Source organism: Allosphingosinicella sp., assembly GCF_046295735.1.
Classification (GTDB): Bacteria; Pseudomonadota; Alphaproteobacteria; order Sphingomonadales; family Sphingomonadaceae; genus Allosphingosinicella.
In genome coordinates this window covers 13,569-36,821 of sequence record NZ_JBKBMQ010000020.1, presented here as the reverse complement: position 1 = coordinate 36,821, position 23,253 = coordinate 13,569, and the positions used below count along the sequence as shown (strand labels likewise).

Genomic DNA, 23,253 nt, shown 5'->3' with positions numbered 1-23,253 from the left:
CGGCCCGATCAATGCCCACTCGTCATCCGTAAGACCAATCCACTCGCCCAACGCCGCCTCCAAAAGGAAGCTTTGAATCAACCTGCGAGTCCCCCGTCAAGCTTTGTCCACGAAACCTAGTCAGGGGTGAGGGGACATTCAAGAACCGGCGCCAAGGCCGGCGAGATGGGCAATCCCGCCACTTCGACAATGGCTGCGATCGGGGTGGTCGCACGCTGGTATTCGTTTCCACCGCTGACAACCAGGCTCATTCATGTCGTCGGAATGCATCCCCGATGGTTTGTTTGTCGGAGAAGATTCTCCAAATCGGACATGAAGTGCCTGCAGCATTGCTGACAGTCTTCCTCAATGCAATCAGCGTTCGAAGGTCCTCAAGGAAGGGTCTTCCGAGTGGGGGCATGAGAGGGGGCGCGGAGAAAAACCCTTTTAAAAACTCGGTGCTTAAACAAAGGTTTAGCAAGGGTCTGTGGGTTCCTCCCTCTCCGCCATTTTCCCACCCCCGCGCCACCGCCCGCTTCCGCCGTCCAAGCCCGGAAGTTCAGGAAGGTTCGGCGTGCGGGGAAAATCTCGTCGATCAAAGGCGCCAGATTGATCGAGCCAGCCGATCAGCTGCGGCTGCACACGGGCCCTGAATCCTGGCGGCACGATGCGAAAGGTCCGAATGTTCGCGCTGGCCATGGGGAGCGGACCCGGCGTCTCGCGAGGCGGAGGAGAGGCGGCGCGAGGCGTGGACGGAGGAGGCGAGGGGCGCATTTGTGGAACGAACTATAAAGGTTATATGTAGGACAGCTTTTTGTGTCGAATAAGCGCGTTTTTTGCGTTGCGGACCGTGTGAACCCCATGCCGCGCAAGCAGGGGACCACGCGGAGGCGCGGAGAAAAGGGGGAGGCGCGGAGGTTCTGCCTCTCGGCGGTGTCGGCGCAACTGAATTCGAAGAAAGGCTTGGGCGAAGCTTTGTCCCCTCGCTCCGCACCTCCCTTCTTGTTCGCGCCTCCGCGTGAAATCGGCTTCAGGGCGCCATGTGCCCGGGCGCGACGAGGAGAGCGGGGTCGGTAGCCAGCCACAATCGCAGAGTTTATGTCGTCCGGGACCTTCTCGGGAGGGGCGGGTGCGACACACACGACGGCGGAGGCGATAAAGTGGCGAGCAGCTTTCGAAGGCCCGGCACGGGAGGGACTTGCTCTTTCGGCAGCCCGAGGCTTGGTGCGGGGATCCTCGCTCGGCAGGCCGAACTCCATCCGCAGAACTATATCGCTTCTGCCCAGCCGGCCGTGCTCCTCTCCGGATTTGGTGCTCTGGAGCGTGAAGGCCTTCACCTCGCATCCCAGGGCTCGTCGGGTGATAATTGGATCAGGGAGCAGGTACGAGGATTCACTGCCAGAGGAATATGGGAAGCGCTCTTCGGCCCCGATCCCGGGACTACTCCGCTTACCGCCCAAGACCGGAGCCATATCGCGCTCCTTCAGATCAGCGACGCGGTATACGGACTGCGAGAGCATGCTGGCGATTACCGAATGATGGATGCGAGGCGGTTCGGCTTCGATACTGCAAACTTTAATCTCAGCAATGGCCTCAAGGGAGCGATTTACTCGGACGGGACCACGATCGTTCTTGCGTTCGCCGGAACCGATGGCTTGCGTTCGCCGGAACCGATGGGCCCACTAATGTGAGAGACCATAAAAACGGTAACGTTCCCAATGAGTTGGGTCGATTGTCAGACCAGCGTCGTGACGCCTTGAGTATTGCTCATCGGCTCGATCGCAGGGTTGGTTCGGGAACCCTGATCATCACCGGACATTCCCTCGGAGGCGGCCTTGCATCGCTAGCGGCGGCCGTTACGAATCGCCCTGCGGTGACGTTCAACGCCGCGGGCATCAGGAACAGTGTTCTTGCAGAACTCGGGATCAGCAGGACCAACGCGGAAAGTCGCATCAGGGCGGTCTAAGATCTGGTGGACGCCTTGGGGGTGGAGGTCCTTCGAGCAGGGGTGGAGACTGCCGAGCCCAATGCTTGCCAGGCGGATAATGTTTGCGCTGGGTTTGGGCGCGGTCCTTGCCGGTTGCGGGCGTGGGCCGCCCCCATCCTCTTCGGAGGCGCTATCCGTGTACATCGACGGAAAGGGATCTTCCGGCTGGGTGTTTGTCGAGGGTGCGGTACCCGCCGACGCGCTATCGTTCACGTCGGACCAGAGAAGCCTTGCCTGGTCCTCCATCCGCCGCGAGCAGAGCGGGAACGCGCTCTGCATCGTAGGTGAGGACGGCGCGGTGTCTTTCGGAGTCCCGAGCCGGATCGCGAAAGGTGTGAGGTTCGCATGCGGAACCGGCGAGTTCGAGGTCGCGGATTGCGCGGGCGAGAGGGATTGCAGCAGTGCCTTGATCCGCGGCGCGTGGCGGACCGGAGAGGCGCCGAACCTTCACCGGCTGCCTATCGCATATTCCTATCATGAGTGCTTCGGCATCTTGTCGATCTCCTTTCACGGTCAAAGTACGCCGCTCGGCGTCGGCGACACGCTGGAGTTGCGGCAGGGAGCCGGTCTTCTCTCGGATCTTCAACGCGAAGACTGCAGGAAACACCCCATCGCACAGACGCTCCGGCGGTCCGGCCCTTGAGCGGCGGCGGCCGCTCGTGGACACCAGCCGGGTTTTGAATGGAGCCCGAAGGACAAGGATTCGAAATCGCGATGAATACAGGTCCGGCACGGCTCCTCATCGCATGTGCCGCCTTCTCGCTGGTCGGATGTTCTCCGGCTTCCGAGACGAATGATGGCGCCATGGACGTGTTCGACGACAGTTCTCATTTCGTGAACCGGATCTACGCCCTCGACGACGAGGCGTTTCTCGCACGGAGAGATTGAGGTTTTTAATCGACAAGGGAGGCATTTAGGTACTAGGAACGCTGTTTCTGGACGATGAGAAAAGCCGCCAGTGTCGGGAAGGAAGTTGGATGGTTTATAGTATATATGCTGCTGATTTTTCCAAGTTATTCTCACTTCTGTCTGAGGTCAAGCTCGCAATTAAGTATTGTCCATCACGAAGGCTCTTTGTGATTAACTGATCATGACGGATTGTATGGCCAGGAAATAGCTTTCTGTCCTTGGACAGGCAAGCCGCTGCCACGGTCACTCGCAAAAGAGTTTGAGCGTATGCTTAAATCCAAAGGGCTTTCAATTATGGAACCGGAGACTTGGCCATCGCACTGGAGGAGCGAGCAGTGGTGGATAGAGGCTAAATTATGAGGCAAACAGTTAGAGAAAGCTGATCTGATCATGCGCAATGCGATAATGGTGGAGGGGCCCGTGCCACTCAGCGCCGAGGTGCTGGGATGAACGAATGCTCGCGCTACGAGATGCACCGGTCGGTCAGGTTGGGATCAATGCTTACGGGAGGCTAGAAGCAGCGCATCCTGCAGGTCACAGACTTGTGCGGACGCGCAATCATTGGGGTTAGCAGGGCAGCCTTTGTGTGGCCGGCGATCGAATACGGCTATAACCGGGCGAGCCAGATCGTCGGCCGCTCGCGCGACAACGACGCCTATGTCTATACGGGCGACGTGCAGGTGACGCGCCATTCCGGTTGCGCCGAGCTACGACGCGCGCGGCAACCTGACGAGCGCCTGGGGCGGCCTCTACAACTACACGGCCGACAATTATCTGACCGCCGAGCATTTCAAGGCCTATATGCTGTACGATCCGTACGGCCGGATGCGGGCCCTGTTCAGCCATGTGACGGGCATCAAGCGCGAATTCGTCTATGACGGCGACGTGCAGATCATCGAAGGCGCGGGAAACAGCGTCGCCCGGGGCTACGTCTACGGCCCTGGGTGGACGAGCCGGTCGTCTGGTACGAAGGCTCCGGCACGTCCGACCGGCGCTGGCTGCATGCCGATCACCAGGGATCCGTGATCGCCGGCACCAACGGCACCGGCACCGCGATCGCGATCAACAGCTACGACGAATATGGCCCGCGGCAATGCGGGGAGGGTGCACGCCTCCGCCGATCCGATGAACGGCCTCGCGGCGTCCGCCCCGTTGATCATCCCGGGCAATGCGCAGCTGGTCTTCACGAGCGATGGCGGAGACTGACCTTGGGGCGCTTGCGTCGGGGAATCGAGCCATCTGTTTCGGCGTGACCGAGTGCGACGCCCGCTCTCCACGAGCGGCGCCGGCGGAAGGGGCCGGGAGCAACGAATCCGCCAGCGCTCCCGCCAACGATGAGCAAGGCGCCTACAGGACATCAGGCTCTGAGGAGGTGGAGGCCCGAGCCGGAATCGAACCGGCGTGCAAGGATTTGCAGTCCTCTGCGTAACCACTCCGCCATCGGGCCTTCCGCCGCGGCCGGGCGGATCGGCTGCAGCCAGCGGGCGCGAGGCGCCGCTTCGCATGGCAGGTAGTAGCTGCGGCGGCCCCCGTCTAGTGGCGAATCGCGCGGCGGCGCGCGCGCCTGTCCGGGAACGGACGCCGCACTGTCCGGAAACGGACAGTATGCACGCGGCGGAGCGGCGGGCCACAGGCGGGGCCGCGTGGCACGCCTCTTGCTCCGCCGCCTGCGACGAACGGCCGGGCGGGCCCACTCTCCGCTTGGCCTCGCCGTGGCGGGTCGATAGAAGCCCAGGGAGAATGTAGGTGTATTGCATCTATAAGACAGTTGTGCGATAGGGCCAGCCACGATGACCGAACATAATTTCGAGCATATGCGCCGCGCGATGGTCGCGAGCCAGCTGCGGACCACCGGGGTCAACGATCCGCGCGTGGTGGCGGCGATGCGCGAGGTGCCGCGCGAGCGTTTCGTGCCCGGCGACAAGGCGACGCTCGCTTATGCCGACGCGCTCGTCACGCTGCCGGGCGGGCGCCAGCTCAACGGGCCGATGTCGACTGGCCGGCTGCTGACCGAGGCCGCCCCGCGCGAGAGCGATCATTGCCTGCTGGTCGGCGCCGCCACCGGCTATGCCGCCGCCTTGCTCTCCCGCCTCACCGGCTCGGTGGTGGCGGTGGAGGAGGATGCGGCGCTCGTCGCATTCGCACGCGAGGCGCTCGCGGGCAGCGGCGTCGAGCTGATCGAGGGTCCGCTGGCCGAGGGCCATGCCGCCCGCGCGCCCTATGATCTCATTCTCATCGACGGGGCGGTCGAATTCGTCCCTCAGGCGATTATCGACCAGCTGGCGGAAAACGGCCGGCTCGCGGGCGCGATCCTCGACAATGGCGTGCCGCGTCTGTCGCTCGGCCGCAAGGCCGGCGGCGCGTTCGGCACCGTCGCCTTCGCCGACGTCGCGACCGCGGTTCTGCCGGGGTTCACGCGGCCGAAGACATTCACTTTCTGAGTTTTCAGGCACTTTCTGATTTTCAGGGTTCGAGAGCGGAGTAGGGGTAGATGCGGGGAGGTTTACTGGCGGCGGCGGCCGCAATCGCGCTGGCGGGCGGTGCGGCGCATGCCGAGACGCTGCGCGAGGCATTGGTGCGGACCTATCAGTCCAACCCCACCATCACCGCCCAGCGCCAGCAGCTGCGCACGCTCGACGAAGGCGTCGCCATCGCCCGCGCCGGGCTTCGCCCGCAAGTGTCGGCGACCGCCGGGGTCAACCAGGACGTGGTCACCACCGGCCGCGGCAGCCTCGGGCGCAATTTCAACGCCGGCGTCGACGTGTCCTACCCGCTGTTCAACAGCGGCCGGGTGCGCAACCTGATCGCCGCCGCCGACACCCGGGTCGAGGCCGGCCGCGCCACGCTGCGCGCGACCGAGGGCGACGTGTTCACCGAAGCGGTGGGCGCCTATATGGACGTGATCCGCGACCGTTCGATCGTGTCGCTGAACCAGAATCAGGTCCGCGTCCTCGAAACCAATCTGCAGGCGACGCGCGACCGGTTCGAGGTCGGCGACCTCACCCGCACCGACGTCGCCCAGTCGGAGGCGCGGCTGTCGCTTTCCCGTTCCAACCTGGCGATCGCCGAGGGCCGGCTGACCGCGAGCGAGGAGAATTACCGCCGCGTGATCGGCGCCTGGCCGGGCGACCTCGCGCCGCCGCCGCCGCTGCCGCCGCTGCCGACCACGCCGGAGCAGGCGGTGGACGTCGCGCTCGCCAACAATCCGGACCTGATCGCGATCAACTCGCAGATCCGCGCCGCCGGTCTCGACGTCGACGTGCTGCGCTCCGATCGTCTGCCCACGCTCTCCAGCGTCGGCAGCAGCCGCTACATCAACTATCTCGGCCGCGCCGACGAGCAGGCGGGCGTCCCGCAGGGCACGCTCGATAACAGCCAGACCAGCGCCAGCGTCGGCGTCCAGGCGCGGATCCCGATCTATCAGGGCGGCCTCGTCGGCGCGCGCGTCCGCCAGGCGCAGGCGCTGCGCGGCCAGCTGCTGGAACAGGGCATCGCGGTGGAACGGGGCATCATCTCGCAGACCCGCGCCGCCTTCGCCAGCTACCAGGCCGCGCTGGAGGCGATCCGGTCCAACGAGATCGCCGTCGCCGCGAACGAGCTGGCGCTCGAAGGCACCCGCGCCGAGCAGACGGTCGGCACCCGCAACGTGCTCGACGTGCTGAACGCCGAGCAGGAATTGCTGCAGAGCCAGGTCCAGCTCGTCACCGCCCGCCGCGACGCCTATGTCGCCGGCTTCGCGCTGCTGAACGCGATGGGCCGCGCCGAGGCGGAGGATCTGAACCTCGACGGCGGGGCGCTCTACGATCCGGTCGCCAATTACAACCGGGTGAGCCGGCGCGCGTCCGACTGGGCCGACGACGCCGACGCCGCGCCGGTCGCGACCCGCACTTACGGGCCGACGCCCGAGAGGCAGTGACACGGCCGCGCGGATGAGCGATAAGGCGCCTGCTATGGGGGACATTCGCCAGGAGCCGTCGATGGAGGAGATTCTCGCCTCCATCAAACGCGTCATCGCCGAGGACGGCCGCGCCGCCGCCCCGCGGGTTCGCCGCGCCGCCGCGCCGGCCGAGCCGTCCGAGCCGGCTCCGGCCGCGCAGGAAGACGTGCTGGAGCTCGACGATCCGGTGGCGGACCAGGACGGCCTGATGTCGGAGGACGCGGCCGCGGCCAGCCGCCGCAAGCTCGCCGCGCTGAGCGCCCTCGGCCGCGCCGCCGACGCGCCGCCCGCCCCCGACCAGGGCCCGCTCGAAGCGGTGATCCGCGACATGCTGCGGCCGATGCTGAAGGACTGGCTGGACCAGCACCTCCCCGAAATCGTCGAAGAACTCGTCACCCGCGAGATCGCCCGCATCACCGGCAAACCGCTGTAGGCGGAAAGCCCACTCCCTTCCTTCCTCCCTCTCCCGCCGGGAGAGGGTTGGGGTGAGGGTGACGGCGTGGGCGGAAAGGGCCGTTGCCTCGACGCGGGCGCCGGGGACCCTCACCCAAACCCTCTCCCGGGGGGAGAGGGCTTTTCCGCCCGCGCGGCCTCGAGCCCCCTCTCCCGGGGGAGAGGGCTTCGGCCCGTGCGGCTCGGATGTGGGGGACGGGCGCCGTGCCATCCCGCCTTTCGTTGCGCCGCCACCTTGGCTTTGCTAGCCAGCGGGGCATGAAGACGATGCTGATCGCCGGCCTTGCCGCTGCCGCCTTGCTCCCCGTGACCGCCGCCGCCGCCCGGCCGATGACGGCGACCGATCTCGCCACCATGCGCCGGCTCGCCGCGCCGGCCGTGTCGCCGGACGGCGCCTTCGCGGTCTACCAGCTGCGCGAGACCGATCTTGAGAACAATCGCGGCCGGCTCGATCTGTGGCTGCTCGACCTGCGCCGCGCGGGGGCGGAGCCGGTGCGGATCGCCTCGACGCCGGAGCATAACGAGCACAGCCCCGCCGTCACCCGCGACGGGCGCTTCGTCTATTATCTCAGCAACCAGTCGGGCAGCGACCAGCTGTGGCGCGTCGCCGTTCCGGGCGGGACCCCGGAACAGGTCACCGATCTCGCCGCCGGCATCGCCGGCTTCAGCCTCGCGCCGTCGGGCGACCGGGTGGCGATCTGGGGCGAGCGCGACCTGCGCTGCCGCGACTTCAACTGCGCGGACCTGCCGGCGCCGCCGCAGGGGCAGGGGAGCGCGCGGGTCTACGACCAGACCTTCGTGCGCCACTGGGACAGGTGGGTCGAGCCGGGCGTGCGCCAGCGCATCTTCACGCTGCCGATGGTGGACGGGCGGCCGCAGGGCGCGGGCATCCCGGTGGCGGGCGATCTCGTCGGCGACGCGCCCTCGCGGCCGTTCGGCGGGGGCGACGAGATCGCCTGGAGCCCGGACGGGCGCACGCTCTATTTCACCCTGCGCGAGGCGGGGCGGATCGAGCCGACCTCCACCAATCTCGACATCTTCGCGGCGCCGGCCGACGGCGGCGCCGCGCCGGTCAACCTCACCGCCGCCAATCCGGCGACCGACACGCTCCCCGCCGTCTCGCCGGACGGGCGCTGGCTCGCTTATGTCGCGATGGCGCGGCCCGGCTACGAGGCCGACCGCCAGGTGGTGCAGCTGCGCGACCTGCGCACCGGCGCGGTGCGGGCGCTGACCCAGGACTGGGACCGGTCGGTCAGCTCGATCCGCTGGGCGCCGGACGGCCGCAGCCTGCTCGTCACCGCGCAGGACACGCTCGATTACCCGATGTTCCGGGTCGATGTCCGCACCGGCCGCGCGACGCGGCTCAGCGAGGCCGGCACCGTCGGCAACGTCACCCCGCTGCGCAACGGTTCGATCCTCTACACCCGCAACAGCATCGAGGCGCCGGACGACCTCTACCGCCGCGACCGGGCCGGCCGGGTGACGCGCCTCACCGCCGTCAACGACGCGGTGCTCGCCCAGTTCGATCCGATCACCGTCGGCCGGTTCAGCTTCGCGGGCGCCGGCGGGCGCCAGGTCTGGGGCCAGATCGTGAAGCACAGCGCCGCCGCGGAGCGGATCCCGGTCGCCTTCCTGGTCCATGGCGGGCCGCAGGGCTCGTTCGGCAACAGCTGGTCCTGGCGCTGGAATCCGCGCACCTTCATCGGTCCGGGCTTCGCCACCGTCTCGGTCGATTTCCACGGATCGACCGGCTACGGCCAGGACTTCACCGACGCGATCAACCGCGACTGGGGCGGCAAGCCGCTCGAGGACCTGCGGCTCGGCCTCGCCGCGGCCGGCGAGATCGATCCGCAGCTCGACACCGCCAACGCCTGCGCGCTCGGCGGCTCCTATGGCGGCTATATGGTGAACTGGATCGCGGGCAACTGGCCGGACGGCTTCAAGTGCCTCGTCAACCATGCCGGCATCTTCGACACCCGCGCGCTCGCCTACGAGACCGAGGAATTGTGGTTCACCGAGTGGGAATTCGGCGGCCCGCCCTTCGAACCGCGCGCGATGGAGGCGATCGAGCGCTGGAACCCGGTCCACCAGGTCGCCAACTGGCGCACGCCGATGCTGGTCATCCATGGCGAGCGGGACTTCCGCATTCCCTACAGCCAGGCGCTCGCCACCTTCAACGCGCTGCAGCGGCGCGACATCCCGTCGCGGCTCGTCATGTATCCGGACGAGAACCACTGGATCCTGCGTCCGCAGAACTCGATCCAATGGTATCGCGAGGTGCATGGCTGGCTGGACCAGTGGCTGAAGGGCGGCTCCGGCGGCAGATAGCCGGCCGGCCGCCGCGCCGCGCCCTGCTTTGGCGGGGAGTGGAAAGCGGCGGCCAACCCCGCTAAGCGCCGGTCCATGAGCGACCTTCCGAAGACCTTCGACCCGGCCGAGATCGAATCGCGCTGGTACGCCGCCTGGGAACAGGGCGGCATGTTCCGCCCCGAGCGCCCGGACGCGGAGCCGTGGACGATCGTCAACCCGCCGCCCAACGTCACCGGCTCGCTCCATATCGGCCACGCGCTTGACAATACGCTGCAGGACATCCTCACGCGTCACGCCCGGCTGCAGGGCAAGGACGCTTTGTGGGTGGTCGGCACCGACCATGCCGGCATCGCGACCCAGATGGTGGTGGAGCGCAACCTCGAAAGCCAGGGCCTGAAACGCCAGGAAATGGGCCGCGAGGCCTTCCTGGAACATGTCTGGGAATGGAAGGCGCAGTCGGGCGGCCAGATCACCCGCCAGCTCCGCCGGCTCGGCTGCTCGATGGACTGGGCGAACGAGCGCTTCACGATGGACGAGGGCTTCACCCGCGCGGTGCTGAAGGTGTTCGTCCAACTCTACCGCGAGGGCCTGCTCTACCGCGACAAGCGGCTGGTCAACTGGGACCCGAAGTTCCAGTCCGCCATCTCCGACCTCGAAGTCGAAACCCGGGAGGTGCAGGGCAAGTTCTGGCACCTGCGTTATCCGCTGGAGGATGGCTCCGGCTTCATCCGGGTCGCGACCACGCGGCCCGAGACGATGCTCGCCGACATGGCCGTGGCGGTGAATCCGGAGGACGAGCGCTACCGGGCGCTGGTCGGCCGGAAGGTCCGCCTGCCGATCACCGGCCGCCTGGTCCCGATCGTCGCCGACGAACATGCCGATCCGGAGCTCGGCTCGGGCGCGGTCAAGATCACGCCGGGCCACGACTTCAACGATTTCGAGGTCGGCCGGCGCGCGGGCATGAAGCCCGTCGACATGCTCAACATGTTCGACGCCGAGGCGCGGGTGATCCAGTGCGGCGGCATTCCGGACGATCTTCTCGGCCTCGACCGCTTCGCCGCGCGCGAGCGCGTGGTGGCGCTGCTCGACGAAGGCGGCTTCCTGGAGCGGGTGGAGGACAAGGTCATCCAGCTCCCTTACGGCGACCGCTCCGGCGTGGTGATCGAGCCCTGGCTCACCGACCAATGGTATGTCGACGCCGCAACGCTGGCGAAGCCGGCGATCGAGGCGGTGCGGAGCGGCGCGATCAAGGTCGTGCCCAAGACCTGGGAGAAGACCTGGTTCAACTGGCTGGAGAACATCCAGCCCTGGTGCGTCTCCCGCCAGCTCTGGTGGGGGCATCAGATCCCCGCCTGGTATGGCTTCCGAAAAGATGAGTCTGGGGATCCGGCTACGCGATCACTCTCGGACTCGCGCTCTCTGCAAACTTTCGTAGCAGAGAGTGAGCACGAGGCGCGCCGACAAGCTGCAAAGTATTATTCCCGGAGCGTAGATGATGTGCAGGTCGTCGGAACGGCGCAACAGGCCCTCGACCAGACCTTTGTTTTCGACGTTGCGGGTCGAACGGAAGAACAAGGAGAGCAGGTGGCGATCTGGCGCGATCCGGACGTGCTCGATACCTGGTTTTCCTCCGCTCTCTGGCCGTTCGCGACGCTGGGTTGGCCGGACGATGCGGAATTCACCCTCTCCCCAGGGGGGAGAGGGCAGGGTGAGGGGGTTCTGAGTCAGGGGGTAGACGCCGAACGCCGAACCCCCTCACCCCAACCCTCTCCCCCCCGGGGAGAGGGGGCAGAAGGGGAAGGACGGTGGTTCCCCACCCCCGGCACCAAACTTGCCCGCCATTATCCCAACGACGTGCTGATCTCCGGCTTCGACATCATCTTCTTCTGGGATGCGCGGATGGCGATGCAGGGCCTTCATTTCATGAAGGAAGTGCCCTGGAAGACGCTCTACCTCCACGGCCTGGTGCGCGACGCCAGGGGCCAGAAGATGTCCAAGTCGAAGGGCAATACCGTCGATCCGCTCGGCCTGATCGACCGCTATGGCGCCGACGCGCTGCGCTTCACGCTGGCGGCGATGGAGAGCCAGGGGCGCGACATCAAGCTCGATGAGAAACGCGTCGAGGGCTATCGCAACTTCGCGACCAAGCTGTGGAACGCCGCCCGCTTCTGCCAGGCGAACGGCATCGGCGCGTCCGCGACGCTGGAGCCGCCCGCGGCCGAGCTTCCGGTCAACCGCTGGATCGTCGGCGAGACGGTGAAGACGGTGCAGGCGCTCGACCTCGCGCTCGCCGAGCTGCGCTTCGACGAGAGCGCCAACACCATCTACCACTTCACCTGGGCGACCTTCTGCGACTGGTATCTGGAACTGATCAAGCCTGTGCTCGGCGCGCATCCTCCCCGGGACGGGGAGGGGGACCAGCCGGAGGCTGGTGGAGGGGGTTCGGAGGCCGCCGAGACCCGCGCCGTCGCGAGCTGGGTGCTGGACCAGATCCTGGTGATGCTCCACCCGTTCATGCCGTTCATCACCGAGGAGCTGTGGAACGCGATGGGCGAACGGCCCCATCCGCTGATCCTCGCCAAATGGCCGATGCCCGACGCGCGGGCGCTCGATCCGGAGGCGGGGCCGGAGATCGAATGGCTGATCCGGCTGGTGAGCGCGATCCGCGCCGCCCGGGCCGAGCTCAACGTGCCGCCGGGGGCGAAGCTCGACCTCCATGTACGGGACGCGGGCGCGGCGACGGCGGCGCGGCTCGAGCGGCAGGCGCCGGCGCTGCGGCGGCTCGCCCGCATCGATCGGATCGGCGTCGAGGCCCCCGCCGGCGGCGCGGCGCAGGTGGTGGTGGACGAGGCGACCTATGTCCTTCCGCTCGAAGGCGTGATCGACCTCGCCGCCGAGCGCGCCCGGCTCGTGAAGGCGGCCGAGGCGGCGGAGAAGGAACGCGACGGCCTCGCCGCCCGCCTGTCCAATCCGAGCTTCGTCGAGCGCGCCAAGCCGGAAGCGGTCGAAAAGGCGCGGGCGGACCATGCGGAGAAATCCTCGGACGCCGAACGCTACCGCGCGGCCTTGGCGCGGCTGGGCTGAAGCCCTCTCCCTTGAAGGAGAGAGGGCTTCAGGCGGGCACCACCACCTCGATCGCGCAGCGGGCGACTTCGACGGTGGCGGGCGTGCGTCCGGTCACTTCGCCGTCGATCGAGATGGGCAATGGCGGCCGCGTCTCGATGCGGAGCCTCGATCCGCGGAAATCGCGCACCGTCTCCCGCCGCGAGCGCAGGCGCAGCAACACGCCGATCCAGTTCCAGGCGAGCCTGCGCTTCTCCCGCCCGGTCACCACCTGGACGACGATGTCGCCGCTGTCGACCTCGGCCTCGTCCACGACAACGACCCCGCCGTGGAAGCCGCCATTGGCGATCCGCACCTCCAGCGCGGTGAGGCTGTGCCGCTCGCCGTCCGCCTCGATGGTCACCCCGAACGGGCGGAAGCGGACCATCTGATAGAGCGCCCAGCTGAGATAGCCGGCCCGGCCGAACCACTTCTTCCATTTGTGCGGGACGGTCGCGCCGACCAGCGGGGACAGTCCGATCGCGGCCGAATTGGCGAAATAGTCGCCGTCGATGACGCCGAGATCCACCCGGCGCCTTTTCCCGTTGGCGATCGTCGCCACCGCCCCGTCGAGATCGACCGGAATGCCGAGCGTCCGCGCGAAGCTGTTGGCCGTGCCGAGCGGCAGCAGGGCGAAGACGCAGTCGCGGTCCACCAACTCGTCGACGGCGCAGGACAAGGATCCGTCGCCGCCGCCGACGATCACCATCGGCGCGCCGCTTTTCACCACTTCCTTGACCTTCGGGATCAGCTTTTCGGGATTGCGGATGGCGTAGGATTCGAGGAGGTCGACCCCCGCCGCGCGCAGCTTCTCCACCGCCTGGCGGAACAGCTCGCGGCCGCGCCGCGAATGGGCGTTGACGATCAGGACGGCCTGGCGGGGGACGGGACGGTCGGGACTCACGATCCGCTCAACTCTCCTCGCGGCAAAGAGTGCCCGAGCCTTGGCCAAGCCGTGCCGGCGCGCTAAGCCCCCTGCGCATGACCTCCGCCGCCTTCCCCGCCGCCCGCCTGCGCCGCACCCGCGTCTCCGCCTGGAGCCGGGCGCTGGTGCGCGAGACGCAGCTCGCGCCGACCGATCTCATCTGGCCGCTGTTCGTGGCCGAGGGTCAGGACCAGGAGGAGCCGATCGGGACGCTTCCCGGCGTGTCGCGCTGGTCGGTGGACCGGCTTGCGGCGCGGGCGCGGGAGGCGCGCGACCTCGGCATTCCCTGCATCGCCCTCTTCCCCAACACGCCGCGCGCGCTGCGCACCGAGGACGCCCGCGAGGCACTCAATCCGGACAATCTCATCTGCCGCGCGGTGAAGGCGGTGAAGGACGCCGCGCCGGAGGTCGGCGTGCTGACCGATGTCGCGCTCGATCCCTATACCGCCCACGGCCATGACGGGATCGTCGATGCCCGAAACTATGTGCTGAACGACGAGACCAGCCGGCTGCTCGTCCAGCAGGCGCTGGTCCAGGCGGCGGCGGGAGCGGACATCGTCGCGCCCTCCGACATGATGGACGGCCGCGTCGGGGCGATCCGCCAGGGGCTGGAGGCGGCGGGCCACGTCAACGTCCAGATCATGGCCTATGCCGCCAAATATGCAAGCGCCTTCTACGGCCCGTTCCGCGACGCGGTCGGTTCGGGCGGGCTGCTGAAGGGCGACAAGAAAAGCTACCAGATGGACCCCGCCAACGGCCGCGAGGCGCTGCGCGAGGTCGCGCTCGACATCGCCGAGGGCGCCGATCATGTGATGGTGAAGCCCGGGCTTCCCTATCTCGACATCGTGGCGCGGGTGCGGGACCGGTTCGACGTGCCGGTCTTCGCCTACCAGGTGTCGGGCGAATATGCGATGATCGAGGCCGCGGCCGCCGCCGGCGCGGGGGACCGCGACGCGCTGGTGCTGGAAACCCTCACCGCCTTCAAGCGCGCCGGCTGCGCCGGCATCCTCACCTACCACGCCCCCCTCGCGGCCAGGCTGCTCGGCGCGTGAGCGGGGAGGGCGCCCCAACTCCTCCCCGGAACGGGGAGGGGGACCGCTCGCCGACAGGCGAGTGGTGGAGGGGGTCGGCACCGGCCCCCCGGACCCCTCCTTTATGCTTCGCATGGTCCCCCTCCCCGTGCCGGGGAGGAGCCATATGACCCACACCGTCTCCCTCTCCCCGGCGCGGGAGCGGTTCGCGCGGCCGCTGTTCATCGCGACCATCGTGATGGGCTCGTTCCTGCTCTTCCTCACCCAGCCGATGATCGCGCGCATGGCGCTGCCGCGGCTCGGCGGCGCGCCGGCGGTGTGGAACAGCGCGATGCTGGTCTATCAGCTGCTGCTGCTCGGCGGCTATGCCTATGCCCATTGGCTCTCCCGGCTGAGGCCGCGGCGTCAGGCGGGGCTCCACCTGATGCTGTTCGGCCTCGCCGCCTTGTGGCTGCCGATCGGCATCCGCGAGGTGCTGCCGCCGGTCGGCGGGGAGCCGGCTCTGTGGGTGCCCTGGTTCCTCCTCTCCTCGATCGGGCCGCTCTTCTTCATCGTCTCCGCGCAGGCGCCGCTGATGCAGCGCTGGTACGCGCTCGAATCGAGCCGCGGGGAGCCCTACACCCTCTATGCCGCGTCCAATCTCGGCAGCTTCGCGGGCCTCCTCTCTTACCCGCTGCTGGTCGAGCCGCTGATGACGCTGGAGGCGCAGAGCTGGCTGTGGACCGGCGGCTATGCGCTGCTCGTGCTGATGGTGGTCGGCTGCGCGCTCACCATTCCCGCCGGCGCTGTCGAGGCGGTGCCGGAGGAGACGGCGCCGCCGCCGACCAAGGCGCGGACGCTCCACTGGATCGCGCTGGCGGCGGTCCCGTCGGGGCTGATGCTGTCGACGACTACCCATCTCACCACCGACATCGTCGCGATGCCGCTGCTGTGGGCGCTGCCGCTCGGCCTCTATCTGCTGAGCTTCGTCGTCGCCTTCGCGGGCCGGCGCCGCCCGGCCGAACTCCTCACCCTGTTCGCGCCGCTCATCATCCTGATCGCGGGCGGCCTCGCCTTCACCGACGGCAGCCGCAATCCCTTCTTCTCGGCGACGCTCGGCCTTCTGCTGCTGTTCGTGGTGGCGGTGGCGCTGCACGGCGAGATGTTCCGGCTGCGCCCGGCGGTCGGCCATCTCACCCGCTTCTATCTCGCCATGTCGTTCGGCGGCATGCTCGGCGGCCTGTTCTGCGCGATCGTCGCGCCGATCCTGTTCGACTGGGCCTATGAGCATCCGATCCTGGTCGTCGCCGCCGCCTTCCTCGTGCCCCAGTCCGCGCTCGTGCCTTGGCCGGAGCGCTGGCAGCGGGCGCTGCGCATCCTGCTGCCGCTCGCCGCCTTCGCTCTGTCCTGGACGGTCGACGGGGGCCGGATGCCCGATCTCGGCGGCATGGGCGGAATGCTGGGCAGCATCGTCATCTCGCTGCTCGCGCTCGCCTGCCTCGGCCGCCCCGCCGCCTTCGCCGCCGGCCTCGCCGCCTTGATGATGAGCTATGGCGGCTGGACCACGCTGGCGGGCGGCGGCACCGAATATCGCGTGCGATCCTATTTCGGGGTCTACAGCGTCTCGACCCGCGCCGGCGACAACGCCCGGGTGCTGACCCACGGCACCACCCTGCACGGCCTCCAGAATCTCGATCCCGATCTCGCGCATCAGCCGACCAGCTATTATTCCCGCCGCTCCGGCGTCGGCCTCGCGCTCGACAATGCCGAAAATCTGTTCGGGCCCGGCGCCAATGTCGGCGTGGTGGGGCTCGGGACCGGCACGCTCGCCTGCTATGCCCGGCCGGACCAGAATTGGCGCTTCTTCGAAATCGATCCGGTGATGACCCGCATCGCGCGCGACCATTTCACCTTCCTCGCCGGCTGCAAGCCCGATGCGGAGCTGGTGCTGGGCGACGCGCGCCTCACCCTCGCCGCGCAGCCGGAAGGGCATTTCCACCTGATCGCGGTCGACGCCTTCTCCTCGGACGCGGTGCCGATGCACCTGCTGACCCGCGAGGCGCTCCAAGTCTACGGCCGGGCGATGGCGCCGGACGGCATCGTCCTGTTCCACATCTCCAACCGCTATCTCGATCTCCAGCCGGTGATCGCCGCCAATGCCGAGGCGCTGGGCTGGGACAGCGCGATGCTCGCCTTCGCGCCCGACGCCGACGAGGAGGCGCGCAACGAGACCGTGTCGGTCTGGATCGCCATGTCGCGCAATCCCGACACGATCGACCGGCTGGTCGAGCTGAGCGGCGACGAGCGTTTCCAGTGGCAGGCGATCGAGCGGCGGCCGGGCTTCGCCGGCTGGAGCGACGAATTCGCCTCCATCCTGCCGCTGCTGAAATGGCCGAGCCTGTGGTGATCGGGACCGAACGGCTCGTCCTGCGCGACTGGCGCGAGGCGGATGTCGAGCCCTTCCTGCGCCACACCAACACGCCCGCGGTGATGCGCTGGCTCGGCGGCCCCGCCAAGCCGGAGGAGGCGGTCGAGCGGATCCGTTCGCGCGTCATGCGCTGGCAGGAGGAGCGGGGCTTCACCTTCTGGGTGGTGGAGCGCAGGTGCGACGGCGCGCTGCTCGGCTTTTGCGGGATCAAGATCGCAGACGACGAAGGCGCGCCGGTCGAGGGCGAGTATGAGATCGGCTGGCGCCTGCGCGAGGACGCCTGGGGGCAGGGCTATGCCAAAGAGGCGGCGCTCGCCTCGCTCGATTTCGCCTTCGCCCGGCTCGGCGCGCCGCGCGTGGTCGCGCTCACCGTCGAGGAGAATGCGCCGAGCTGGGGCCTGATGCGGCGGCTCGGCATGACGCGGCGGCCCGATCTCGATTATGTCGGGCCGGACTGGTCCGAAGGGCCGGTCATCGTCTACGCGATCGGGAGAGAGGAATGGACGGCGCGCAACTGATCGACTTCCACGGCAAGAGCCCCCGCGTCCATCCCGACGCCTTCGTCGCGCCCGGCGCCCGTCTGATCGGCGACATCGAGATCGGGCCGGAAGCCAGCATCTGGTACAATTGCGTGCTGCGCGGCGACGTCAACCGCATCCGCATCGGCGCCCGCACCAACATCCAGGACGGCACCGTCCTCCACGTCGATTCGCCGCGGCCCGGCCATGAGGCCGGCCACCCGACCCTGATCGGCGAGGAGGTGCTGATCGGCCATATGGCGATGGTCCATGGCTGCATCCTCCACGACCGCGCCTTCGTCGGCCTCGGCAGCATCGTCATGGACGGCTGCGAGATCGAGAGCGACGCGATGCTCGCCGCCGGCGCGATGCTGACGCCGGGCAAGACGATCCCGCGCGGCCAGCTCTGGGCCGGGCGCCCGGCCAAGTTCGTGCGCGAGCTGGGCGAGGCGGAGCTGGCCGGCATGCGCGCCGGCGTCGCCCATTATGTCGCGCTGGCGGCCATGCACCGCGCGGCGCTCAGCCGCTGATCGCCGCCCGCAGCCGGTCGAGCCGGGCGCTCTGTCCGCCCGACAGCCGCTGCGCCTCGGCGACGGCGGCGAGCAGCGCCTCATAATCCTCCTGGTTGGTCGGCTGTCCGGCGCGGGCGAGGGCGAGCGCGTCGAGCTCGGCCAGCGCGGTGACGGTCGGCGCCCGCGCCGCCTCTGCCACCGACACCGCCTGCTGCGCGGCGATCCAGCTTTCCGAACCTTGCCCGCCCGCCCGCGCGGCGGCTGCGGCGGCCGGCGCCATCGCGCGGTCGAACGCCGCTTCGCCCGAGCGCGCCTCGTTGAGCAGGGCCGCGACGCGCGCGCGCAGCGCAGCGTCGCCCGCGACCGGCACCGGCGCGCGCACCGGATCCTCCACCGATCCGTCGCGCTCCGCCGCGCGCGGCGCGAGCGAGGGGAAGGGGCCGGGCGCGACGCAGCCGGCGGCGAGCAGCGCCGGCGCGAGCGCGGCCGACAGGCGGAAAAGGGCCGTTCTCATGGGAAATCCCTATGCCCCGCCGCTTTTGCGAGCAATGGGGTTGCGCAGTCCCGATCCACCGCCTATGTCCCAGCCCACCGCGCGCCCGTAGCTCAGCTGGATAGAGCACCAGACTACGAATCTGGGGGTCAGAGGTTCGAATCCTTTCGGGCGCGCCATCTCTCAGGAATCGTAGTCTTCAGCCGTTTCTGGATTCACCCGACAGGATGAATGTGGGCACTCGAATGGCCGGGTTTGGCCGTCCGCGGCCAGACAGCTTCTGATCGGCTAACCCTCGATAGCGGACCTCAACGGCCCGCGTGGAAACGCTCAATTGGCGGATGGAATTCGCGCCGGGCTGAAGAACGAGCTATCCGAAGTCGCCGAGGCGGACGCGGGGATGCCCCGCCGCTCGATCCGCCTGATCGATAGACATGCGACATCACGGAAATATTGCGCGCTTGAAACCCCATCTGGCAAGGGTTGGTCTTCATTTGGAGCCAACCGAACCAGACGATGACAGACTTGACGCAAAACTCTCCCACCGCCGACCACAATGCCCTGCCCGACCGCAACGGTGGGGGAACCGGCAATGCCGGTGGCACCGAAGTTCACGCGATGGCCATGGTCCTGGCCGCCGTGAACATGATGCGCGGAACGAAGATCGGCTGGCTTGATGGAGTGGCCGAGGATGTGCCCGTCGCCATCACCGCCGAAACAGGTGGACCGGGAGACGATATCGGCCTCGACCTGATCAACGGCGAGAAGGTCGAGGTCCAGTCCAAGAAGAACCTGCAGCGGGGCAAGGACCTTTGGGAGGCACTCGATGCCTTGGCACTCGGCATCGAGAAGGGTGTCATCCAGTACGGCGTGCTAGCCGTTACGCCCGACAGCAGCGGATCGATCCGCAACAAGCTGGCCGCCGACATCGTGAAGATCGGTCAGGGGACGCACGATTCGCTCGGCGACATCGGCGAAGAGTTGTTGCGGCGGCTGAAAGAGGCGAAGCGCGATCCGAAAACGTGCGCGAAAATCCGCATTCAGACGCTCGATCTGCTCCAGGGGCAGAATGCCGATCGCCGTATCGCGATCGAGGGGCTTCGCGCGATTTGCGCCCAACTCGATCAGGCGGAAGCCGCATACGCCTTCCTCTGTCGCGACGCGATTGCCGCCATGCGCCTGCGCGGTCGATGGTCGATACCGACACTGGTCGGCTTCCTTCGGTCCTACGGTATCACGCTGCGCGAGAACGCGACGCCGGCCGGCATCGTCGCCAAGCTTGCGCGATGGTCAGAGGAAGCGCAGGCGACCTTCACGCTGCCAGGAGCGCGCAACAGCCTCCCGATCCGCGACATGCTCCCGCCTCGCCTGAGAATCACGACGCGCGAGGCCCCTGAAGCGGTCGACGCGTCTGCGGCGCTTGAGCGATACCACTCCGGCGCGTCCTTCTCGATCGGCGACACACTCATCAACGGCGAGTGGGCCGGCCGCTTCCATCGCCTCAGTGTCGTTGTGGCTGGTCCCGGTCTCGGCAAGACCACGCTGGCGAGCAGGATCGCCTGGGAATATGCGGTGGACGGCATCCCGGCGCTCATCGTCCCGCTAAAGCGCGTCGCTGCCGCCGTCGACAACGGCATGTCGATCGAGGCCGCCATTGAGCTTCACGGCCTCAGCGGGTCGGCCGTCGATGGTGCCGAGCTTCGCAGCGCCAAATCGCGCATGGTGATCGTCGCCGACGCTCTCGACGAGGCCGGGAAGCTCCACGACGAAATTGCCAATGGCCTTGTCGGCTATGCCGCCGGACATCCCGAGGCGACGATCATCGTTACGACCCGCCCGATTGGATATGAGACCGGACGGCTCGCGGATTGGCGCCATTACCGCCTCGAAGGCCCGGACGAGAAGATGGCGGGCGAAAATCTTGGCCGCCTCATCGCTGTCACCCGGGGCCGGCCCGCTGATGATCGTGACAGCCGCACCATCGCGAATCGCGAGCTTGCGAAAACGGCGGCCAAGGAAGCGATCGCGCGCAGCCCGTTGTTGCTGGGCATGTCGGCGACCCTCATCGCCCGCCACGAGAGGCTGCCGGCCACGCGCCCGGCAATGTATGAAGCGATGGTCGCACTGTTCGAGGAACGCGATACCACGGCGCCCGCCGAAGCGCTCAGCAGTTCAGAGGCCAAGCGGATACTCGACATCATCGGGTGGCACCTGACCGCCGACCCGTTGCTGACCTGGGATAAGCTCGTTGCGCGCGGTCAACAGCAACTCGCCAAGGACCTCGCCAGGCCACCGCTGGCCGTCGCCGCCCTGTTCGAACGAGGCTTTGAACATTGGGAGCGCGCCGGGATCGTCGAGCGGGTACACCATGCCGGGACCCGTTTGGTGACCTTCGTCCACAAGACATTCGGCGAATTCGCGGCCGCCCGCTTTCTTATCGACATGACCGAAAGCCGGCATGCCGAGATGGAGCGCATTGTCGATACCCCGGCACTTGGCGAAATCGTCGCCTTCGCCGGGGCACTGGGGCTGGGCAATGATCTGGCGCAGCTGTTTGTCGATCGACGGACGGCGGGCGCGCCCGGCCAACTCGAACGCGCTCTCGCGCTAGCCGGCGACCGCGACGCCCAAGTCGATGACGAGAAGGTTCGCGAACTTGCCGTCATTGCTTTCGACATCGCCGCTTCCACCGCCGACGATCGCTTTGCGGTCGGCCTGAAACTTGCCGAACTCGGGGGTCGCCGCTGTGCGATTGTCGGTCCGGTCGCACAGGCCAAACTCGCTGACCCGAATGCGGATGTGCGGCTCGTCGCTTGGGCAACCGCTGTCGCTGCGGGCACGGACCATTACGACACCGCCCGACTCGTCGAACAACTGAGAGCGTTCGTACCGATGGTCGTCGGCACCGAACCGACGCGTCGCGCCGGCATTCGGCTCAATCCGGTGGGCGATGATGTCGAGCTCATCCAGCAAATCGCGTTGGCGGCGCTTCGAGCGAAGCCCGTCGAGGAACGGCAGGCCTTTGCCGACACCATATTGTCTAATCGCCCCTTCACGACCTGGGGATTCACCAGTTCGGTGAAGGCGATCCTCGCTGAAGATGGCGCCAATCTGTCCGAGATGATGTTCGGGCGGAAACGCGGCCAGGGGATCGCGCTGTTCGGTCGGAACGACGCTTGGGACCGAGCGGCCAATCGCGCGTTTCACAGTCTAGCCGTCGCGGCTGCCGATGGCTTAGGCGACGGTGCCGGGCCCCGACATGACGGGCGATTCCCGCAGTTCAGCGCGCTCGTTCAGCTGACCGGGATGATGGAGGTCGAGGCCTCAGATGTCGGCAAGTGGGTGAAGCCATTCGATCAGGAGGCGGTGACCGAGGCCATTCGCGGCCTGATCGCCGCATCGTCGATCGACGCGACACAATTGTCGGTCGAAGCCCGGCAGATTCGTGAGCGCCTCGACGCTGACCGCGAGGACCGTCTGCAAGACGCCCTCGGAAATCCCGATGTGCCCGAGCTGACTTGGGCATCCGTCGCCGATCTGCCTTTCGATCGCGCGAAGATCGAGACTGCTTTCCATCATGGCTCCGCCTGGATGCTTTCGATCGCTGCCAACCTGCTGGCCGTGCTGCCGATGACACGGATCGAGTGCGAAAGGCTTTTGCAGGAAGCTGTGAGCGTCGAGCTCTTCTACGCGTCGCAGGTCGTCGCGCACCACCTGCCACCACTAGAATGGCGCGATCTGGTTCTCAAGCGGTTGAATAACGACACTTCCGATGGCCGCCATCATTTGCTGGAGGCTCTCGCGACCGCATCGGTCGAGTTGCCCGGCGATACGGACGAGGTCATCGAACGCGCCTTGCAGGACGACGACCCGCGTGTAGTCGAGGCGGCGGCGAAACTCGGCGTTCGCTGGATAGAGCGTGACGGTCCGTTGGATATGGATTTCGCGCTGGCGGCCTTCGACAAGAAGCTGTCTTGCGAAGGGCAGATAGCGGGAACGAGCATTCACAGCGACTATCGCTCCGAACTGCTGAAGCTCATGCTGGCAGCGGACGCATGCGATGATATGGCACTGGAGCCATTGCGCACCGACTCCGATCCTAAGGTCCGCGCGATCGCCGAGGCCGAGTTCGTACGACGCCAGGCGTAATCGATTCAAAGAGGATGGGCGGTCGAGCCCGCTGATCGCACCTCACGAAGGCTAGTTATTCGGTAGCGCCGCCGCCGAGGCGTTCTTCGTTATCGCGGAATGTCTGTGTAAACACGCGGAACCCTCCTGCCGGATCGGTAACTGCTCACCACCAGTGCAGCAATTTCAACCGACCGTTTTTGGACGCGTGACGTAGGAGGCTGAGCGTCTGGATTTGGCGCATTCCGGACCTCAGCGGCCAAGCTCCACCGAAATTTCCCAATGATCTGAGTGCCCATCATATTCATGCCGGGTGCGCCATTTGCGATATGCTCGCGAAATTTGCCGTTTCCATTCACCCGGTGCCGAACTCGCGGCTGGAGAGGCTCCGGGACGCATATATCTGGTCGAGCCCGCTGGTCCCTTCGAGGACGACCCGAACGTCACGAACAAACCCGACGCTGTCCTATCGAACCCGGCACCCCTTGAGAGTGCTCGCCGAGGTCGTCGACTGGCAGGGGCATGAACCGGACACCGTCCGGCAACGCAAGGACGATCTCGC

At 67.3% G+C, this 23,253-nt stretch carries 17 protein-coding genes, 2 tRNA genes and 1 pseudogene; 17 read left to right on the top strand and 3 right to left on the bottom strand.

The features are described 5' to 3' along the window. The first annotated feature begins 1,666 nt into the window (after positions 1-1,666). The 5 genes from ACK4K7_RS15620 (at position 1,667) to ACK4K7_RS15600 (ending at position 3,901) form a co-directional block, all read left to right on the top strand. Complete coding sequence (locus ACK4K7_RS15620) at positions 1,667-1,945, top strand: lipase family protein (RefSeq protein ID WP_431867411.1); 279 nt, start codon at positions 1,667-1,669, stop codon at positions 1,943-1,945. Positions 1,946-2,102: 157 nt separating this feature from the next. Next, entirely contained in the window at positions 2,103-2,609 is a 507-nt protein-coding gene (locus ACK4K7_RS15615; RefSeq protein WP_431867409.1) for a hypothetical protein, read from the top strand. A gap of 38 nt (positions 2,610-2,647) precedes the next feature. After that, complete coding sequence (locus ACK4K7_RS15610) at positions 2,648-2,854, top strand: hypothetical protein (protein ID WP_431867408.1); 207 nt, start codon at positions 2,648-2,650, stop codon at positions 2,852-2,854. Positions 2,855-3,064: 210 nt separating this feature from the next. Continuing rightward, positions 3,065-3,235, top strand: a complete 171-nt coding sequence (locus ACK4K7_RS15605; RefSeq protein ID WP_431867407.1) for a hypothetical protein — start codon at positions 3,065-3,067, stop codon at positions 3,233-3,235. Between the two features lie 441 nt (positions 3,236-3,676). Then, positions 3,677-3,901, top strand: a complete 225-nt coding sequence (locus ACK4K7_RS15600; RefSeq protein WP_431867406.1) for a hypothetical protein — start codon at positions 3,677-3,679, stop codon at positions 3,899-3,901. Between the two features lie 347 nt (positions 3,902-4,248). Here the strand turns inward: ACK4K7_RS15600 and ACK4K7_RS15595 are convergent. Beyond that, a tRNA-Cys gene (locus tag ACK4K7_RS15595) sits at positions 4,249-4,322 on the bottom strand. Between the two features lie 343 nt (positions 4,323-4,665). On the opposite strand from ACK4K7_RS15595, the gene ACK4K7_RS15590 reads away from it, so the two are divergent. The 5 genes from ACK4K7_RS15590 (at position 4,666) to ACK4K7_RS15570 (ending at position 12,659) form a co-directional block, all read left to right on the top strand. Beyond that, positions 4,666-5,316 (top strand): protein-L-isoaspartate O-methyltransferase family protein, encoded by a 651-nt coding sequence (locus tag ACK4K7_RS15590; protein ID WP_431867405.1) that lies wholly within the window; start codon positions 4,666-4,668, stop codon positions 5,314-5,316. 50 nt (positions 5,317-5,366) lie between these two features. Continuing rightward, positions 5,367-6,791, top strand: coding sequence for a TolC family outer membrane protein (locus ACK4K7_RS15585; protein WP_431867403.1), 1,425 nt, complete (start codon positions 5,367-5,369; stop codon positions 6,789-6,791). A gap of 34 nt (positions 6,792-6,825) precedes the next feature. Then, positions 6,826-7,245 (top strand): DUF2497 domain-containing protein, encoded by a 420-nt coding sequence (locus tag ACK4K7_RS15580; RefSeq protein ID WP_431867402.1) that lies wholly within the window; start codon positions 6,826-6,828, stop codon positions 7,243-7,245. Between the two features lie 278 nt (positions 7,246-7,523). Then, complete coding sequence (locus ACK4K7_RS15575) at positions 7,524-9,593, top strand: prolyl oligopeptidase family serine peptidase (RefSeq protein WP_431867401.1); 2,070 nt, start codon at positions 7,524-7,526, stop codon at positions 9,591-9,593. A 75-nt stretch (positions 9,594-9,668) separates the two neighbouring features. Further along, positions 9,669-12,659, top strand: coding sequence for a valine--tRNA ligase (locus ACK4K7_RS15570; protein WP_431867399.1), 2,991 nt, complete (start codon positions 9,669-9,671; stop codon positions 12,657-12,659). 28 nt (positions 12,660-12,687) lie between these two features. Here ACK4K7_RS15570 and ACK4K7_RS15565 read toward each other — a convergent pair whose 3' ends face one another. After that, positions 12,688-13,581 (bottom strand): diacylglycerol/lipid kinase family protein, encoded by an 894-nt coding sequence (locus tag ACK4K7_RS15565; RefSeq protein WP_431867398.1) that lies wholly within the window; start codon positions 13,579-13,581, stop codon positions 12,688-12,690. 77 nt (positions 13,582-13,658) lie between these two features. On the opposite strand from ACK4K7_RS15565, the gene hemB reads away from it, so the two are divergent. From hemB to ACK4K7_RS15545, 4 genes are all read left to right on the top strand, one after another. Further along, a complete protein-coding gene (gene hemB / locus ACK4K7_RS15560) occupies positions 13,659-14,654 on the top strand; it encodes a porphobilinogen synthase (RefSeq protein ID WP_431867397.1) in 996 nt (331 codons plus the stop codon). A gap of 145 nt (positions 14,655-14,799) precedes the next feature. Next, the gene (locus tag ACK4K7_RS15555; protein WP_431867396.1) at positions 14,800-17,019 is read left to right on the top strand and encodes a spermidine synthase; all 2,220 of its coding nucleotides are present in this window, start codon (positions 14,800-14,802) and stop codon (positions 17,017-17,019) included. Then, on the top strand, positions 17,001-17,558 hold the full coding sequence (locus ACK4K7_RS15550; RefSeq protein ID WP_431867395.1) for a GNAT family N-acetyltransferase: 558 nt from the start codon (positions 17,001-17,003) through the stop codon (positions 17,556-17,558). Before ACK4K7_RS15555 ends, ACK4K7_RS15550 begins: the two co-directional genes overlap by 19 nt. Further along, positions 17,540-18,088, top strand: a complete 549-nt coding sequence (locus ACK4K7_RS15545; protein WP_431867394.1) for a gamma carbonic anhydrase family protein — start codon at positions 17,540-17,542, stop codon at positions 18,086-18,088. Before ACK4K7_RS15550 ends, ACK4K7_RS15545 begins: the two co-directional genes overlap by 19 nt. On the opposite strand, the gene ACK4K7_RS15540 is transcribed toward ACK4K7_RS15545, so the two are convergent. Then, on the bottom strand, positions 18,078-18,584 hold the full coding sequence (locus ACK4K7_RS15540) for a hypothetical protein (RefSeq protein WP_431867393.1): 507 nt from the start codon (positions 18,582-18,584) through the stop codon (positions 18,078-18,080). The two genes, ACK4K7_RS15545 and ACK4K7_RS15540, sit on opposite strands and share 11 nt — an antisense overlap. A gap of 81 nt (positions 18,585-18,665) precedes the next feature. Between ACK4K7_RS15540 and ACK4K7_RS15535 the strand changes: the two genes are divergently transcribed. From ACK4K7_RS15535 to ACK4K7_RS15525, 3 genes and pseudogenes are all read left to right on the top strand, one after another. Further along, positions 18,666-18,742: transfer RNA gene (locus ACK4K7_RS15535), tRNA-Arg, on the top strand. Between the two features lie 337 nt (positions 18,743-19,079). Further along, a complete protein-coding gene (locus ACK4K7_RS15530) occupies positions 19,080-22,712 on the top strand; it encodes an NACHT domain-containing protein (RefSeq protein ID WP_431867392.1) in 3,633 nt (1,210 codons plus the stop codon). 292 nt (positions 22,713-23,004) lie between these two features. After that, positions 23,005-23,146, top strand: a pseudogene (locus ACK4K7_RS15525) (NAD(+)--rifampin ADP-ribosyltransferase); the annotation flags it as partial. Between the last annotated feature and the right edge of the window lie 107 nt (positions 23,147-23,253).

Excerpts from the sequence above, each read along its gene's own strand:
- ACK4K7_RS15610 (WP_431867408.1), top strand. The coding sequence starts at position 2,648 with ATGGAGCCCGAAGGACAAGGATTCGAAATCGCGATGAATACAGGTCCG.
- ACK4K7_RS15600 (WP_431867406.1), top strand. The coding sequence starts at position 3,677 with ATGCTGTACGATCCGTACGGCCGGATGCGGGCCCTGTTCAGCCATGTG.
- ACK4K7_RS15590 (WP_431867405.1), top strand. The coding sequence starts at position 4,666 with ATGACCGAACATAATTTCGAGCATATGCGCCGCGCGATGGTCGCGAGC.
- ACK4K7_RS15585 (WP_431867403.1), top strand. The coding sequence starts at position 5,367 with ATGCGGGGAGGTTTACTGGCGGCGGCGGCCGCAATCGCGCTGGCGGGC.
- ACK4K7_RS15580 (WP_431867402.1), top strand. The coding sequence starts at position 6,826 with ATGGGGGACATTCGCCAGGAGCCGTCGATGGAGGAGATTCTCGCCTCC.
- ACK4K7_RS15575 (WP_431867401.1), top strand. The coding sequence starts at position 7,524 with ATGAAGACGATGCTGATCGCCGGCCTTGCCGCTGCCGCCTTGCTCCCC.
- ACK4K7_RS15570 (WP_431867399.1), top strand. The coding sequence starts at position 9,669 with ATGAGCGACCTTCCGAAGACCTTCGACCCGGCCGAGATCGAATCGCGC.
- hemB (WP_431867397.1), top strand. The coding sequence starts at position 13,659 with ATGACCTCCGCCGCCTTCCCCGCCGCCCGCCTGCGCCGCACCCGCGTC.
- ACK4K7_RS15555 (WP_431867396.1), top strand. The coding sequence starts at position 14,800 with ATGACCCACACCGTCTCCCTCTCCCCGGCGCGGGAGCGGTTCGCGCGG.
- ACK4K7_RS15550 (WP_431867395.1), top strand. The coding sequence starts at position 17,001 with ATGGCCGAGCCTGTGGTGATCGGGACCGAACGGCTCGTCCTGCGCGAC.
- ACK4K7_RS15545 (WP_431867394.1), top strand. The coding sequence starts at position 17,540 with ATGGACGGCGCGCAACTGATCGACTTCCACGGCAAGAGCCCCCGCGTC.
- ACK4K7_RS15540 (WP_431867393.1), bottom strand. The coding sequence starts at position 18,584 with ATGAGAACGGCCCTTTTCCGCCTGTCGGCCGCGCTCGCGCCGGCGCTG.
- ACK4K7_RS15530 (WP_431867392.1), top strand. The coding sequence starts at position 19,080 with ATGACAGACTTGACGCAAAACTCTCCCACCGCCGACCACAATGCCCTG.